This is a genomic window from Streptomyces yunnanensis (assembly GCF_029011865.1).
GTDB lineage: Bacteria > Actinomycetota > Actinomycetes > Streptomycetales > Streptomycetaceae > Streptomyces > Streptomyces yunnanensis.
Genome location: NZ_CP095749.1, coordinates 6,364,850 through 6,380,913, shown reverse-complemented (window position 1 = coordinate 6,380,913; position 16,064 = coordinate 6,364,850). Strand labels below are relative to the sequence as shown.

The window sequence follows — 16,064 nt, the reverse complement described above, 5'->3', positions numbered from 1 at the left end:
GCCGCCGCCCCCGTCCCGTCAGCCCTGGTCAGCGATGCCGGGCAATCGACTCACAAGACCCCGGGCGTGAAGACCTTCGCCCCTGCCAGGACGCTTGCGCCCCTTCGCGGGGACATGCCGCCCGTCGTGATCAGGCGTTCCACTCCCTCGAACCGTCGTGTGACCGACACTGCTGCCCCTGCCCGTGCTGAGCTCGCGTTCAGCCTCCGTCTGTCCCGCTCGTCCGACGAATCGTCGTCGCTGGACGTCCAGCTTCGCGCCTGCCGTCTCAAGGCTGAGGCGCTGGGCTTCGACGCCGAGACGATCGCCGCCGCTGAGGCGAACGCCTACGTAGACGATGGCGTGTCCGGCGGGTCCGCTCTTGAGGCCCGCAAGAAGGGCATGGCCCGGATCATGGCGGCCTGCCCCGCCGTCGTCATCGCGTGGAAGCTCGACCGCTTCGCGCGGTCCGTGCGTGAGTTCCAGAAGCTCATGGACTGGGCCGACGAGAACGGCGTACGGCTGGTCACATCAGACAGCCTGCTGGACAGCGCCGACAAGTCCGGGACCGGACGGCTGATCGCAACCATCATCGCGGCCGTCGCCGAATGGGAGCTGGGCATCATCACGGACCGCAGCGAAGCGGCCCACGAAGAGCGCCGGGCGCAAGGCCGCTGGATATCCGGCAAGGCCCCGTTCCCGTACGTGATGGAGCGGCGCGACGGCAAGGCGTACCTTGCGGAAGACGCTGACGCGTTCGCCCTGGTCCGCGAGCAGATAGACGTACTCCTCGCGCGTGGCAGGCGGGCCACGCTGGCCGCTACGGCGCGTGCCCTGCCCATCGGCCGTCAGCAGTGGCGCAACCTGCTTCACAGCGTGACCTTGCGGGGATGGCGCGAGTTCAAGGGTGAGCTTGTGACCGAAGAGGACGGCGTGACCCCCGTCCGGTTCGGGCCCGAGGTGATCGACGCGGCGACGTACAAGCGCCTTCAGGACCGTCTCAAGGAACTTGAGGGCGGAGAGCGCGCCGAACGGGAGGACGCGCACCAGCTGTCCGGGATGGTGCTCTGCTCGCAGGGCTGCAAGATGAACGGCGGACTCTCGCGCCGTAAGCAGCGGCTCTACAAGTGCAAGCACGGGCACGGCTCGATCATGGCCCACCTGATAGAGCCCCTGGTGTACGCGGAATTCCGTACCAAGCATGGAGACGAGCCGCTGTATGAGGTCACCTATTCCGGCGGTGTGGACCACAGTGCCGACATGGCAGACCTTGCCGCATCCCGTGAGCGGGTCACGAAGGCCGTGGCGAAGGTGGACGGCCCGGCGCTGGAAACCCTCGTCGCCAAGCTGAACGAGATCGAAGCCACCTACGCCCGTCTGGAAGCTGAGCACGACCCCGAGGTAACCGAGACGTGGACGCGCACTGGCGTGCTGCTGTGGGAGGCGTGGGACGCCACAACGGAGGACACGCGGCGGGGCCTACTCGCCGACTGGGGTTGCACAGTCACCGTCTATCCGAACGGTCACCCCGGCGGACGCGTCGCCATCGACTGGAACACGACGCAACAGGAAGCGGACAGCACTGAGTACGAGGCGGCCGCGTAACCGTCTGCGTGCCGTACGGCCCTGCCCCTCTCCCCTCGGAGGGGTGGGGCTTCTTCAGCTCTCCAGTCACACGTGATGAGCGTCACAAGCTGCCGTGTGCCGCTGAGCCCGTTTTCAGGCAATCGACCCCCTCTCTTATTTCTGAGAGCCAAGCGAAGGCGCCGACGCGCCTTAAGGAAACCCTTGCGCTCCCCCCAGGGGGGAAGGCAACCCGCTCCCCAGATGCCAGGGAGAGGGCAAAGCGGACCACCTACTCAATCCAGCAGGTGGTCCAACCCCGCCCCACTACGCGAGGCGATCCGCCCCCTTGAGCGGGGGTGAAGCGCTACCTGGGACAGGAATGCCATCAGGGGGACACGACACCGCAGGCCAAGAGCCGGTGTCCCCCTGTCCCTGCCTGTCCCGACCACAGGCCGACACCTATCTATGAGAGGGCACAGACCCCATGATGATTACCCATGCCCAGGCGCTCCGGCGCGCTACCGAACGGCTGGACGCTCCGCGCCCGGACGACGAGAAGTGGTCAACAGACTTCTTCCCGCACGACCGCGAAATGTTGCTGAACTACCTAGCCCAGCAAGGCCGTTCGGGCGACTTCGGCAGCCACTTCGAAGACCTCGCCAACCCGCACACCGTACACATTCCCGGGTGCGCCGAGCGGTCCGCGTCCGCGCTGCTGGACGCTGTTGCCGACACCGGCCTATCGGTCGCCGTCGAGACGAAGCCGGGAAAGCCCCCGCGCTTCGGGCTGGGCGGCAAGCACGCCACAGCAGGGCTCATGGACCTTCGTGGCGTCGTCCTGGCCCTTGTGGTCGATTACGCGGAGAACGGCCGTCAGGCGCCCGCTGAGCTCGTTTGTGCGGCAAGCCGTATCAGCATGTCCGGAACGCATGCCGGGGGTGTGGCGTACCGCTTCGGCAGGGCGCTCAAGCGGGCGGTCCGCGCGTGACCAACTCCCTTACAGAAGTCCTCAAGGCTCAGGCCAAGGTGACCCCCGGTGGCGCCGACGCGCTCACGCGGACGGAGGCGGCACTACGGCGCTTCGTGTGGTTCCCTGAGCCCCGACATTTCGATGTGGTGACGCTATGGACGGCCTACACGCACCTGCTCACGCGCTGCCCGGACCTTCCCGTTGCTCCACGGCTTGGTTTCTTCTCGGGCTCGCCTGGCAGCGGGAAGACACGCGCCCTGGAAATCCTCAGCCGTCTTGCCGCGAACGGTCAGGACGTGGGCTCGCTGTCGGCGGCGTCCATGCTCCGCATCATCAGCGCGGCAGCGTCGGCGGATGAACCAGGCGCATATCCGGTGACGCTCTTCCCTGATGAGCTTGACCGCACCTACTCCGCGAACTCCGCTGGAAATCAAGACGACTTGACCATCATCCTGAACTCTGGCTACAAGCGCGGGGCGGTGGTCGTGCGAGCACACAAGGACAAGCAGCAGGAGGTGATCCGTTACCCGTGCTTCGGCCCGGTCGCGTTCGCCGGACTGGCCACGGCCCGGCTCCCTGACGCACTGCTGACACGTACTTTCGTGGTTCACACGAAGCGCGCCCGAAGAGAGGAGCGGCCCGACTCGTTTCTACCCGTGGCGCACGGAACCGAGCTGGACAACGTCCGTACTGCGCTTTCCGATTGGGCGGCAGAGGCGGCAGTCCGGATCGCCGACCCGGCGGACATGCTTGCCCTCTTGCTGGACGACCGGATCACCAGCGTCACGGATGGGCGAGATCACGAGATTTGGTCCTGCCTCTTCCTGACGGCAGTTCTCGCGGGCGGGGTCTGGCCTGAGCGCTGCCTCGCGGCGATTGAGGCAGCCAAGGAAGACGCTGCGGAGCGGGTAGACGGCTCAGCGTCCGCACGGCTTCTTACGGCGCTCAGGCTGCATCACGCGGCCCGCCCTGCCCGAGTCTGGCCGGTCGCCATCAGCAAGGACGACATCGCGTCTGCCGTAATCGACCTGGACCCGCTGACCTTCCAGCGGTTCAGCGGACCGGACGAACTGCGCGCCGAAGACGTTGCCGCCCTCTTGCGCGAGCACGGGCTCAAACAGGTTCGTGTCCGGACGGCACACGGCCGGTCGTACGGCTACCGCTGGTCGGCACTTGCCGATGCGTGGGAACGCGCCTTGCCGCCACTCGTGACTGAGGACGACGAAGAGCACGGCGACGAAGAGGCGGAAGAGGAAGCCGGGTCGCTCTTCCGTCAGTAGGCGGGACAGGCCGGGACACAGGGACGCGGAGCAAAAACAGCAGGCCAACACCTTGCCCCGTGTCCCTTTCCCATGCCCTGTCCCGCTCCGCAACCAGGACCCGACGAGAGGAAAAGGGCTATGCCCAACACAGAGATCCAGAGGCGGACTGCTCCGCTTGCTGTATCGCTCCGAAGTTCCGGAGGCGTAAACACGATCAGTGGTTACGCAATCCGATTCAACGAACTGAGCCACGACCTAGGGGGATTTCGGGAGCGCATCGCTCCGTCCGCGTGGAATCCGGCGACGGCTCGCAACGACGTACTGGCCACGTTCAACCACAGCGTCGACAACGTGCTCGGTCGCCGCAGTTCGGGAACGCTTCGGCTTGTCGCTGACACGGAAGGCGTGCGGTACGAGATCGATATCCCGAATACCCAGGCCGGCCGCGACGTGGCCGAACTGATCAAACGTGGCGACGTAATCGGCAGCTCATTCACCTTCCGGGTGAACCCGGGCGGCCAGAAACGAGCAAGCGACGACGACCCGCAAACCGGCCTGCCCATCCGTGTCGTCACGTCGATGACCGTTTACGAACTCGGACCTGTCACGAATCCCGCCTACCCGACCACGACCGCGAGCGCCCGCGCGCTTGAGGCCCTGTACCCGAATGAAAGTGAGTCCCGCATGACTAGCGCCCCTATCCGTACTGCTGACGGCTTCCTGCCGGTGAACCAGCGTCAGATCCCGAATGGCTCCCAGTGGACGGCTACCGAACCGGCTGCACTGTGGGTCAACATGATCGGCCCGAAGTCCCGGTTTCTGGCGAACATTCCGTCGTCCAACAAACTTCCCATGCATGAGCCTTCGATGATGCTCCCGGCCATCAAGACGGGCGACGGCGGTTACGTGGACGCTCACACCCCGATCCCGGAGCCGGACACGGATATCACGTCTCGGACTTCCCGCGCAGTCAAGTTCGGTGCCCTTGAGCGGGCGTCCTCAGAGGTGCTTCAGGACGCACGCCCGGATCTTGTAGCCGGTATCAACCAGTCCCTTGCCGCTGCCATGGCTCGCGGGATTGACAAGGGCCTTTTTAACGGTGCCGGTCCGGCCGATCCGAACGACAACCGGCGCGTGATCGGCCTGCTTGCTCAGGGCGACACGAAGCACATTGCCCCGTCCGTGGCTGAGATCAGCGCGGCTCTTGCGCGTATGGAAACGACCGGTGCAGAGGCCACAACTCTTTGGGTTGACCCGATAGCCGCGAAGGCTCTTCGTGACGAAGTCCCTGCCACGGAGTGGCCCAAGGGAATCTACAAGCTGACGCCGGTTGTCTCGCAGTATCTCCCCGCCAACACAGCGGTTGTTGCCGACACTTCCCGGATCTTCGTCGGACTGCATAGTGACATTTCCATTGTCGTCTCTCGTCTTGCGCCGGAGGCGTTCAGCGAAGACCGGGTGCTGTTCCGCGCGCTTGCTCGCGTCGCCGGGGTATGGGTACAGGAAGCAGGATCGGTTCAGATTCTGAGCGCCACCCTGCCCGACAACACCCCCGACCTTATGGCGTTCGCGGACAAGGCAGAGCTTGCCCTGAATCACCCGGCAGTGCTTGCTGCTGAGGCTGCCAAGCACGCTGCCGACCTTGAGGCATTCAGGGCACTACCCCTTGAAGAGAAGCGCACCCACGCGGTAACTACCCCTGTCTACACGGATGACGAAGCCCAGCGAATCCGTTCCCGGCGACGGCAGGCGGGGGCCCAGAAGTGAGGGGGGAGCACACGGAAGGGGGCACTCTGAAAAGGTGGGGTGCCCTTATAGCTGGGCACATCCGTTGGCTTGGCCGTTCACCTGAGGACGAGCCAGAGATCATAGCGGCATGTTCTCGTCTCGCCCGGCTGAGAACAGATGTACTCCGCTGTGAACCATGCGATGCGTTCGGGCCGTCCAGGGCAGTCGGGATCGGATGGCGAACGCCAATTCAGCGCGGCGGGAAGCGCACGCGGGAAAACCTGAGCATGATGTGCCGGGGCTGCTGGCTTGAGTCCGGCCGGACCGACTGGCTTCCCGTTCCCTCTGGTGCGCACATCCATGAGAAGGCGACACGAAGCGGCTCGCCGATTTCAGTGATCGAACTCTGATGGGCGACTGAGCTTCAAGAGGCCTACAGGGGAAGGGGTAACCGGTCTCAAAGTTCAGAGAACGGACCTCTTCCCGATCCCGGCCCCAGCTCGACACACGCGCCCTAGGTGTGAACTTTTTTCCACGCCCCCATGCGGCAAATCCCTTGGGAACACTGAGCACTGCACGTTTGACTACCCTGAGAATGACCCCTTTAAGGGGTAGTTAAGCCACTTGAACGTGCTGCGAAAGGGGAGAAAACTCCCGCGAAGCACAATCAGATTCCCCCGATGACCACCCATGCTGGGTGACCGTCGGGGGATTTCTGTGTTCTAGTCTCCCGCGCCTAGCGCTTTGAGCCCCTGGTAAGCCTCTCGGAGGTCCGAGGCTTCCGGAAGCTGTCGCGCTTCAACGACTTTGACGACTTCCAACGCGCGCCAATGGTTAGACGGAACGATTCGACCGGACATTATTGCCCGTTGGGCAGCGTTGCACGCTTCATCTAGACGATCACCACGGAGCAAGGTCAAAGCCAGATCGATATTAGCTGAAGCGACACGACGCGGCCATTTATGAATATCGTCAGCGGGGGCCAGTTGGGCAATTACTTCCCGCGCGTATGTCTCTGCGGCAGGGTCTCCGACCCAAGCCAATGTCGTCGCCGTGTAGGCGAGCGACTTAGCCGGGTCGTATTGGTAATGATGCTCGGTACCTTTTCGTGGAATGAGTACCGCCGACATGCGTTGAACTCTGTCAATCGCCGCGTAGGTCTCCTTCTCTCCTAGGCGCGCCCTTGCCCTGCCTTCTTGAGCTGTTGCTTGGATCGCGACTGAACTTCCCGCCGGGGCGAGTTGTTGCGCGACCTGAGAGAGTTCAAGCGCACGGTTGTACTCCCCTCCCGTAAGAACTCGCCAAGCGTCTGTCTCGAAGCACCATGCTTCGATCTCACGATGTTCGGCGTGACGGGCGAGCGTGGCGGCTGTTTGCAATCGAGCCGTAGCGGCGTGCTCCTGATTCAGGTCGATATGGAGCGTTGCCCCGAAGAGCTGAAACCAGCCTCCGATGACAAAAAGCCTGCGTTGTTCAGCAAGCGTCATCCTCGCGCCCATCAGATGACTGACGTACGCGGCATGTCTCCTCACGCGCTCCAAAAGTTCCTGAGGCGGGGACACCGGATATTTCATAGCCAATTCGTCAAAGGCGTTCTCAAGCCTACTTAGCGTCTCCACCCCGACATCACTTGCCGTGACCCTTCGCGCCAGCTCAAGGGCTTCGAATTCGTCATCAGACGTGGGGGGTGATGCAGACGTCCACCCAACCGGGGGCTGCGGTACGTGGTGGATGTCGGGAGTTAGGAGTGCCTCAAGCTCATTCGCGCTGACATCCAATGCCATGGCAATCTTCGGCCGTTGCCATGGCTGGGGGCCGTACTCTCCCTTTTCCCAGCGCTGCACAGTAGAGCGATCAACCCCGACCGCTTCCGCGAATTCCTCCTGGTTGAACCCGCACGCCTTCCGGCGTTCAGCGAACCTTCGCCGCCTGCTGGGGCTGGTCATCCTGGCCGTCCCTCCCTGTCCGGGTACATCCGCCCTGGTCAGCGTAGCCACTGCGGCCACGCTGCGGCAGGACTGCGGCCTTTCTGCCGTGGCCACCTCCAACTTGGCGCGGTTGCCTGTCAGTTGAGCCCGCCGCCGGGTGCACGTCGTGAGGAGGGAGCGGGAGATGAACAGCAATCTTGCAACGCTCGTGGGTCAGCTCGTGTGCGACGAGGCGACGGGGCGCATAGGCGTGCTCAAGGCGGTGGATGACGAGTGGATCGATCCCGCCGCGCCGTCCTACTGGCGCCGGACGCAGAGCCTCGCCTTCATCAGACCCGAACGTGGTGGTCGGGAGTGGACGACGTGCCCCGAGCAGGTGAGGCAGGCGTGAGGCATGCTGCCGCGTTCGTCGGCCGTTTTGCGGGACCGCTTCTGATCATCGCGGTGAGTTCGTCGTGCGGCTTCGTGATCGGCGTCGGCCTATCGACCGCTCGCTAGAGACTCCCGCCCCCTTGCTTGACGCCTCGGTACCGCCAGCCCCATGGCGGGAGAAGACGGCAAGGGGGTGGGCCAGGCCCCGCTCAACGAGACGGGGCAACGAATGCACACAACCGAAAAGGAGAGTGCGGAAGTGAACGCCACATCCCTCCCCGCACCTGAAAAGGTGGCGGCGCGAGCAACAGAGATCCTGTCGGCCATCCTGGCTGACCCGGAGTTCGACGCCTTCGCCACTGCGTCGCTCAAGTACGACGAGGACTGGGCGTGCTTCGCGGGTGCGCCCGTCATCAGCAAGTACGACCAGGAGTCGGACAAGACCCCGCTTCTCAGCGAGGGGCTTCGCGCCCTCTCCCTCAAGGCGGCCGTCTTCGAGATGACCCGCGACGAGAAGGCATCAGAGATTCCCATCGCGATTCCGGTGGACGAGATGACCCACGCCATGATCGCGCAACCGCGACTGCTGGCACGCATCACGGAGCGGGTCGGCGTCCAGATCATCCACCAGACCGACCAGGAGCACACCGACTACCGGACCGGCGACTACACACACCGGGCGTACGCGCTCGCGTGGGGTGAGCCGTCGGATCGCTATTGGATCGATCACGAGGAGGCACAGCGACGGCTGGGCATCCTTCGCCAGAAGTACGAGGCGGCAGGCTTCCTGAACATGGGGCAGGCCCACGTCATCGACTTCGCGGAACTGGTCGCCGTGTAGCGGCTAGCTGAGTGCGCGGCGCAGCGTCGTGATGACGTCAACGTCCGGGAACGCGCGGGGAATCTCGGCGGTGGCCTGCTCGATGAGCCCTTCGAGCAGTATCGGCGCTGCGCTGTGCAACAGCTCACGCAAGTACGGGACCAAATCAGATTCGGCGGTGGGCAACCGGATCTCCGCTGTCAGCGGGGCGTTCTCGCTCTTGTACCGCCCGGCCGGAATCCCGACCTTCTCCGGATGGACGCAGACCGGCACGCCGTCGGTGGTGTACCGATGGCCGTCCGCTGGGTTGAACGGGCATTCCTTCGTCGGCCGCTCAAACACATCGAACTCACCGAAGGGGAAGCGGCGCGATGGGCAGATGCCGCACGCCCGGTGCCCGTCGCCGGTGACGTAAGCCTCAGCCATGACACCGGAGCCTAGGCCCTTCGCCGGACTGTCCGGGTACCGTCCCGACGCAGGCCAGGGTTCCCGGAGGTCAGGCGAACGCATGTCCTGGCGTATCCCAAGGGGTGTACCGTTCCAGCCAGGTGTACCAGGTGACGCCGACGGCGCCGAGCTGCGCGACCTCCTCGCGGCGCAGCCCCGGAGTGCGGCGGCGGGTGCCGCGCGGCAGCCCGACCTGCTCGGGGGTGATCCGCTCGCGCCGGCTGCGCAGGAAGGCCGCCAACTCCGCCCGCCGGACCGAGTCGTGGGCCCGGCGCCCGGCGCGATCCGCCGGTTCCGTCCCCGCCTCGCCCCGCGTCCCCGTCGCCCCGGCCGCCTCGCGCGCATCCACCGTCATGCGTCCAGCGTGCCGCAGCCCGCAGCCGGTTGCCAGGTAGCGCTCATACCAGGATAAGAACACTCTGGTACCCGGCTGAGCGGGACGGGATTGTCGTCCCCGTGAGTGAAACACCCCTGGCAACCGCCGCCCCCGCCACCCCGTCCACCGCCCCGGCGGCGGCCCGCCCCCGCCCGGCGACCGCCCCGCTGCTGACCCCGCTCGGCCTGCTGACCGTCCTGCTGGGCGCGGCCCTCCCCCTGATCGACTTCTTCATCGTCAACGTCGCCCTGCCGACCATCGACCGCGATCTGCACGCCGGCCCCGCGATGTTGGAGATGGTCGTGGCCGGCTACGGCGTCGCCTACGCCACGCTGCTGGTCCTGGGCGGCCGGCTCGGCGACATGGTCGGCCGGCGCCGCCTGTTCCTGTGGGGGCTGGCCACCTTCGGCCTGACCTCGCTCGCCTGCGGACTGGCCCCGGACGCCTGGACGCTGGTGGCCGCCCGGGTCGCCCAGGGCGCGGCGGCCGCACTGCTGCTGCCGCAGGTGCTCGCCACCATCCAGGCCACGACCTCCGGCAAGCGGCGCGCCAAGGCCGTCAGCCTGTACGGCGGTACGGCCGGGGTCTCCAGCGCCGTCGGCCAGGTGCTCGGCGGGCTGCTGGTCTCGGTGGACCTGGCGGGCAGCGGCTGGCGCGCGGTGTTCCTGGTGAACGTCCCGATCGCCGCCGTGGCCTGGCTGCTCGCGGCCCGCACCGTGCCCGAGACCCGCTCGCCGCACCCCAGCCGGGTGGACGCTCCCGGCACCGCGCTGCTCGCCCTCTCCCTGATCAGCCTGCTGCTGCCGCTGACCGAGGGCCGCGCCGCCGGCTGGCCGTTGTGGTCCTGGCTGCTGCTGGCCGTCTTCCCGTTCGCCGCCGTGGCGTTCGTGGCCGTGGAGCGCCGCGCGGAACGCACCGGCCGCACGCCGCTGGTCCCGCCCTCGCTCTTCCACATCCGCTCCGTCCGCAGCGGCCTGACCATGATCGTCCCGTTCTCGGTGGGCTTCGGCGGCTTCATGTTCGTGGTGGCGGTGGCCCTGCAGAGCGGACTGCACTACGGGCCGCTGGCCGCGGGCGTCTCGCTGGCCCCGCTCTGCGTCGCGTTCTTCCTCGCCTCGCTGGCCGGGCCCCGGCTGGTGCACCGCTTCGGGCGCAAGGTGGTGATCGCCGGCTCGCTGATCCAGGGCGTCGGACTCGCGATCCTGGCGCTGACCGTCCACGCGGGCTGGCCCGACATCCCGGTCGCCGCGCTCGCGCCGAGCATGACGGTCCTGGGCATCGGCCAGGGGCTGGTGCTGCCGGTGCTGCTGCGGATCGTGCTGAGCGAGCTGCCGGTGGCGCAGGCCGGGGTCGGTGGCGGCGTGATGATCACCACCCAGCAGTCGGGCCTGGCACTGGGCGTGGCGACGCTCGGCACGCTCTTCCTCGCCCTGCTCCCCTCCGCCGGCATCCGCGACGCGTTCCTCGCCGCCCTGCTGACCCAGCTGGCGATCGTCGCGGGCACCACCCTGCTGGGCCTCCGCCTCCCCCGCACCATGCGCTGACCCCAACGGAGCCCAAGGAAAGCCCACCCTCCCCACCCTCCCCCATCCGACTGACAGATATTGAAATCTGTCACTCCACATGTCATGGTTGATGCACGGCACGACGCGCCACCGGCCCGTCGACGCCCCTTTCCCCCTCCCTATGCACCCCAGGAGCACGCCGTGCAGACCCGCACCCTCGGCACCACCGGCCCGCAGACCTCCGCCCTCGGCCTCGGCTGCATGGGCATGTCCGCCCTCTACGGCGACGCCGACCGCGCCGAATCCCTCGCCACCGTCCACGCCGCCCTCGAAGCCGACGTCACCCTCCTCGACACCGGCGACTTCTACGGCATGGGCCACAACGAACTGCTCATCAACGAAGCGCTCCGCACGGCCCCCGCAGCCGCCCGCGAAAAGGCCCTTATCAGCGTGAAGTTCGGCGCCCTGCGCACCGTCGAGGGCGGCTTCAGCGGCTACGACGGCCGCCCCGCCGCGGTGAAGAACTTCGCCGCGTACTCCCTCCAGCGGCTGGGCACCGACCACATCGACATCTACCGGATCGCCCGCGTCGACCCCGACGTCCCGATCGAGGAGACCATCGGCGCCATCGCCGAGCTCGTCGAGGCCGGCCACGTCCGGCACATCGGCCTCTCCGAGGTCGGCGCGGAGACCCTCCGCCGGGCCGCCGCCGTCGCCCCGATCTCCGACCTCCAGATCGAGTACTCCCTGCTCTCCCGCGGCATCGAGGACGCGATCCTGCCCACCGCCCGCGAACTGGGCATCGGCATCACCGCGTACGGAGTCCTCTCCCGCGGCCTGATCAGCGGCCACTTCGCCCGCGACCGCAAGCTCGCCGCCAACGACTTCCGCGGGATGTCCCCGCGCTTCCAGGGCGAGAACCTCGACCGCAACCTCGACCTGGTCGACGCCCTCCGCAAGATCGCCGACGAGAAGGGCATCACCGTCGCCCAGACCGCCATCGCCTGGGTCCTCTCCCGCGGCGAGGACATCGTCCCCCTGGTAGGCGCCCGCCGCCGCGACCGCCTCACCGAGGCCCTCGGCGCCCTGGACGTCACCCTGACCCCCACCGACCTCACCGCCATCGAACAGGCCGTCCCCGCCGGCGCCGCGGCGGGCGACCGCTACCCGACGTCGCAGATGGCCCACTTGGACAGCGAACGCTGACCCAGTCCGCCGTGTCCGCCTGACGGCGGGAGATGCGTTGTCCGCTGCGCGGGGCTGTTGGGTGCGGTGACGGGCCTGCGGGGGTGGTGTGCAGGACTGCTGCGCTTTACGTCCTGCACACCACCCCCTCCGACCCGTCCCCTCCCGTGAGTGGGTGGGAAAGACAGGTGCGTCCAGCCTCACGCCGGTGGCCCGGTGACGGTCACCACTCAGCGACGAACCCGCAGGGGCCCACCGGCGCCCGCCCCCACCCACCATCTTCATGACCACCAACGGGAGGGGACGGGTCTGTGGGGTGGGGATGCGGACGTAAAGCGCAGCAGTCCGCACATCCCCCACCCCACAGACCCGGCACCGCACCCGAAAAGCCCCGCGCAGCGGACCCGCCCCGCGCCGCAGGCGCAAAAGCGCGAACCCCCACGGCGGGAACGCCGGCTACGTGGGAAGCCAGCCAAGCGCAGCGAACGGGTACGGTCCATATACGTACGTGCACCGTTCAATCGAAAGGTCGATCCGACCCCATGCCCCCCGAGACGTTGACGCCAGAGCGGATCCTCGAAGCCACCGAGGAGGTGCTGCGCCGGTACGGCCCGGCCAAGGCCACGGTCGTCGATGTCGCGCGGGCGCTGGGCGTCAGTCACGGCAGCGTGTACCGGCACTTCCGTACGAAGGCGGCGCTGCGGGAGGCGGTCACGGCGCGCTGGCTGGACCGTACGAGCGAGCAGCTGGCGACCATCGTCGACGACGAGGGGGCCGCCGCGGACCGGCTGGGTCGCTGGCTGGCCACGCTGTTCGAGGCCAAGCGGCACAAGGCCGGTGACGATCCCGAACTCTTCGCCACGTACATGACGTTGATCGGCGAGAGCGGCGGCGTGGTCGAACGGCACGTCGGCGACCTCGAAGCGCAGTTGGCGAAGATCATCGAGGCGGGGGTCGGGGAAGGCGCCTTCCATGCGGCCTCGCCCACCACCACCGCCCATGCCGTCTTCGCCGCCACCGGCCGTTTCCACGACCCCTGTTACGCCGCCGAGTGGTCCCGCCCGGAGATCACCGCCGACTTCGAGGCGGTCCGCGACCTCGTACTGCGCGGGCTGCGGGGGTAGCCGGGGTAGCGGGAAGCACCCCCGAGGGCGAACACGACGCCGGCCGGTCCCCAACACACAGGGGACCGGCCGGCGTTCACATCGGCGTCCGGCGGGGCGGTCGACGGCCACGGCCCGTGGGCACGGGCCTGGCCGTCGTCGGCGCTCCCGCCGTCAGGCGGTTCAGCAGCCGAGCAGACGCGCGCCCAGGTAGGACTGGATCTGGTCCAGGCTGACGCGCTCCTGCTTCATGGTGTCGCGCTCGCGCACCGTGACCGCGTTGTCGTCGAGGGTGTCGAAGTCGACGGTGACGCAGAACGGGGTGCCGATCTCGTCCTGGCGGCGGTAGCGACGGCCGATGGCGCCCGCGTCGTCGAACTCGATGTTCCAGAACTTGCGGAGGTCCGTGGCGAGCCCCTTGGCCTTCGGGGAGAGCTGCGGGTTGCGGGAGAGCGGCAGGACCGCGACCTTCACCGGGGACAGGCGCGGGTCGAGGCGCAGCACGGTGCGCTTCTCCAGCTTGCCCTTGGCGTTCGGCGCCTCGTCCTCGGTGTAGGCGTCGAGGAGGAAGGCGAGCATGGTGCGGCCGACACCGGCCGCCGGCTCGATGACGAACGGGGTGTAGCGCTCGCCGGCCTCCTGGTCGAAGTAGGAGAGGTCCTGGCCGGACGCCTTCGAGTGCGCGTTGAGGTCGTAGTCGGTGCGGTTGGCGACGCCCTCAAGCTCGCCCCACTCCGAGCCGCCGAACTGGAAGCGGTACTCGATGTCGGCGGTGCGCTTGGAGTAGTGGGAGAGCTTCTCCTTGGGGTGCTCGTACCAGCGGACGTTCTCCTCGCGGAGACCGAGGTCGCGGTACCAGTTCCAGCGCTGCTCCATCCAGTACTCGTGCCACTGCTCGTCCTCGCCCGGCTTGACGAAGAACTCCATCTCCATCTGCTCGAACTCGCGGGTCCGGAAGATGAAGTTGCCCGGAGTGATCTCGTTCCGGAAGGACTTGCCCATCTGGGCGATGCCGAACGGCGGCTTCTTCCGGGAGGTCTGCTGGACCTGCGCGAAGTTGGTGAAGATGCCCTGGGCGGTCTCGGGGCGCAGGTAGGCGACGGAGGCGGTGTCCTGCGACGGGCCGAGGTGGGTGGAGAGCAGACCGGAGAACTGCTTGGGCTCGGTGAAGCCGCCCTTGTTGCCGCAGTGCGGGCAGTTGACGTCGGCGAGGCCGTTCTCGGGGAGCTTGCCGTGCTTGGCCTCGTACGCCTCCTCCAGGTGGTCGGCGCGGAAGCGCTTGTGGCAGGAGGTGCACTCGGTGAGCGGGTCGGTGAAGGTGGCGACGTGGCCGGACGCCTGCCACACCTCGGGAGCCAGGATCACCGACGAGTCGATGCCGACCACGTCCTCGCGGGAGGTGACCATGGCACGCCACCACTGGCGCTTGATGTTCTCCTTGAGCTCGACGCCGAGGGGACCGTAGTCCCAGGCAGCGCGGGAGCCGCCGTAGATCTCACTGCAGGGGTAGACGAAGCCACGGCGCTTGCTCAGGCTGACGATGGTATCGATCTTGTCGGCGGCCACGGTGCTCTCTTCAGTACGACGTCGGACAGTGGATAGGGGGGCGCGATGCGCCGCGATGCGGTGTGGTGATCGCGAGACGGCTGGGCGAATAGTTCAGGGTAGCGGCGGGCGTACCCCCCGGACCAAATCGATTCCGATAGCTTCCGGCCGGTTGTCTTCGCCCTGTGACCTGGCACGCACTTTGTTGACAATCATTTCCATGTTTGTTGAAAATGACTGTCATGAACGTACGCCCTCACATATCCCGCGCGGCCGTCGCCGGAGCCGCGGTACTCGGCCTGCTCGGCCTCTCCGCCTGCTCCACCACCGCCTCCGGGCGCACCGACGACGGCAAGCTGAAGGTGGCGGCGTCGTTCTATCCGATGCAGTTCCTCGCCGAGCAGATCGGCGGGTCGCACGTCGAGGTGTCCAACCTCACCAAGCCGGGCGTGGAGCCGCACGACCTCACGCTCACCCCCAAGCAGACCGGCCAGCTCAGCGAGTCCGGCGCGATCGTCTACCTCAAGGGCCTGCAGCCCGCCGTGGACGACGCGGTCGCGCAGTCCGGGGTGCAGCACATCGCCGACGCGGCGAAGCTGACCCGCATGGAGACGCACGGCCCCGAGGTGGACGGGCACCACCACACCACCGGCGACAACCACGCGCACTCCGAGTCCGAGCCCGGCCAGGACCCGCACGTCTGGCTGGACCCGGTGAAGTTCGCCGAGGTCGCCAAGGGCGTCAACACCACGCTCGCGGAGGCCGACCCGAAGCACAGGGCCGACTACCAGAAGAACACCGACGTCCTGGTGAAGAAGCTGGACGCGCTGAACAAGGAGTTCGCGGACGGGCTGAAGAACCGCGCCTCGGACACCTTCATCACCACGCACGCCGCCTTCGGCTACCTCGCCGAGCGCTACGGCCTGACCGAGGAGGCGATCAGCGGCCTGGACCCGGAGTCCGAGCCCAGCGCCAACCGGATCAAGGACCTGCACACCCTCGCGGAGCAGCACCACGTCTCCACCGTGTTCTTCGAGACGCTGGCCAACCCGGCCACCGCCAAGACCCTCGCCGGCGACCTGCACCTGAAGACCGACGTGCTGGATCCGCTGGAGGGGATCACCGACAAGTCCCGCGGCAAGGACTACTTCTCGGTGCAGCGCGCCAACCTCGCCGCACTCCAGAAGGCGCTCGGCACCAAGTGACCGGCCCCGGGCCCCTCCCGCGTCCCGCGCACCCCGCGCGGTACGCCCCGCACACCCCGCACACCCCGCACAC

Annotated in this window: 13 protein-coding genes and 1 pseudogene; 10 read left to right on the top strand and 4 right to left on the bottom strand. The window is 67.3% G+C overall.

What is annotated here, in order from left to right:
* Positions 1 to 159 precede the first annotated feature (159 nt).
* The 4 genes from MOV08_RS27820 (at position 160) to MOV08_RS27805 (ending at position 5,544) form a co-directional block, all read left to right on the top strand.
* Entirely contained in the window at positions 160 to 1,584 is a 1,425-nt protein-coding gene (locus MOV08_RS27820; RefSeq protein WP_275309303.1) for a recombinase family protein, read from the top strand.
* A 445-nt stretch (positions 1,585 to 2,029) separates the two neighbouring features.
* Positions 2,030 to 2,533 (top strand): hypothetical protein, encoded by a 504-nt coding sequence (locus MOV08_RS27815; protein ID WP_275309302.1) that lies wholly within the window; start codon positions 2,030 to 2,032, stop codon positions 2,531 to 2,533.
* Positions 2,530 to 3,795: a DUF3631 domain-containing protein gene (locus MOV08_RS27810; protein ID WP_275309301.1), complete on the top strand. Its 1,266-nt coding sequence runs from the start codon at positions 2,530 to 2,532 to the stop codon at positions 3,793 to 3,795. Before MOV08_RS27815 ends, MOV08_RS27810 begins: the two co-directional genes overlap by 4 nt.
* Before the next feature lie 120 nt (positions 3,796 to 3,915).
* Positions 3,916 to 5,544 (top strand): HK97 family phage prohead protease, encoded by a 1,629-nt coding sequence (locus MOV08_RS27805; protein ID WP_275309299.1) that lies wholly within the window; start codon positions 3,916 to 3,918, stop codon positions 5,542 to 5,544.
* Positions 5,545 to 6,227: 683 nt separating this feature from the next.
* Here MOV08_RS27805 and MOV08_RS27800 read toward each other — a convergent pair.
* On the bottom strand, positions 6,228 to 7,451 hold the full coding sequence (locus tag MOV08_RS27800; RefSeq protein WP_275309298.1) for a helix-turn-helix domain-containing protein: 1,224 nt from the start codon (positions 7,449 to 7,451) through the stop codon (positions 6,228 to 6,230).
* A 166-nt stretch (positions 7,452 to 7,617) separates the two neighbouring features.
* On the opposite strand from MOV08_RS27800, the gene MOV08_RS27795 reads away from it, so the two are divergent.
* On the top strand, positions 7,618 to 7,824 hold the full coding sequence (locus MOV08_RS27795) for a hypothetical protein (protein WP_275309297.1): 207 nt from the start codon (positions 7,618 to 7,620) through the stop codon (positions 7,822 to 7,824).
* Positions 7,825 to 8,064: 240 nt separating this feature from the next.
* Entirely contained in the window at positions 8,065 to 8,646 is a 582-nt protein-coding gene (locus MOV08_RS27790) for a hypothetical protein (RefSeq protein WP_275309296.1), read from the top strand.
* 3 nt (positions 8,647 to 8,649) lie between these two features.
* Here MOV08_RS27790 and MOV08_RS27785 read toward each other — a convergent pair whose 3' ends face one another.
* On the bottom strand, positions 8,650 to 9,051 hold the full coding sequence (locus MOV08_RS27785; protein WP_275309294.1) for a hypothetical protein: 402 nt from the start codon (positions 9,049 to 9,051) through the stop codon (positions 8,650 to 8,652).
* A gap of 109 nt (positions 9,052 to 9,160) precedes the next feature.
* Positions 9,161 to 9,427: pseudogene (locus MOV08_RS27780) on the bottom strand (XRE family transcriptional regulator); the annotation flags it as partial.
* Positions 9,428 to 9,528: 101 nt separating this feature from the next.
* On the opposite strand from MOV08_RS27780, the gene MOV08_RS27775 reads away from it, so the two are divergent.
* The 3 genes from MOV08_RS27775 (at position 9,529) to MOV08_RS27765 (ending at position 13,262) form a co-directional block, all read left to right on the top strand.
* Entirely contained in the window at positions 9,529 to 10,992 is a 1,464-nt protein-coding gene (locus MOV08_RS27775; RefSeq protein WP_275309292.1) for an MFS transporter, read from the top strand.
* 162 nt (positions 10,993 to 11,154) lie between these two features.
* Complete coding sequence (locus MOV08_RS27770; protein WP_039636570.1) at positions 11,155 to 12,159, top strand: aldo/keto reductase; 1,005 nt, start codon at positions 11,155 to 11,157, stop codon at positions 12,157 to 12,159.
* Between the two features lie 521 nt (positions 12,160 to 12,680).
* The gene (locus tag MOV08_RS27765) at positions 12,681 to 13,262 is read left to right on the top strand and encodes a TetR/AcrR family transcriptional regulator (RefSeq protein ID WP_039636568.1); all 582 of its coding nucleotides are present in this window, start codon (positions 12,681 to 12,683) and stop codon (positions 13,260 to 13,262) included.
* A 162-nt stretch (positions 13,263 to 13,424) separates the two neighbouring features.
* On the opposite strand, the gene MOV08_RS27760 is transcribed toward MOV08_RS27765, so the two are convergent.
* A complete protein-coding gene (locus tag MOV08_RS27760) occupies positions 13,425 to 14,807 on the bottom strand; it encodes a glycine--tRNA ligase (protein WP_039636567.1) in 1,383 nt (460 codons plus the stop codon).
* Positions 14,808 to 15,028: 221 nt separating this feature from the next.
* Between MOV08_RS27760 and MOV08_RS27755 the strand changes: the two genes are divergently transcribed.
* Complete coding sequence (locus tag MOV08_RS27755; protein ID WP_039636565.1) at positions 15,029 to 15,991, top strand: metal ABC transporter substrate-binding protein; 963 nt, start codon at positions 15,029 to 15,031, stop codon at positions 15,989 to 15,991.
* The last annotated feature ends 73 nt before the right edge of the window (positions 15,992 to 16,064 follow it).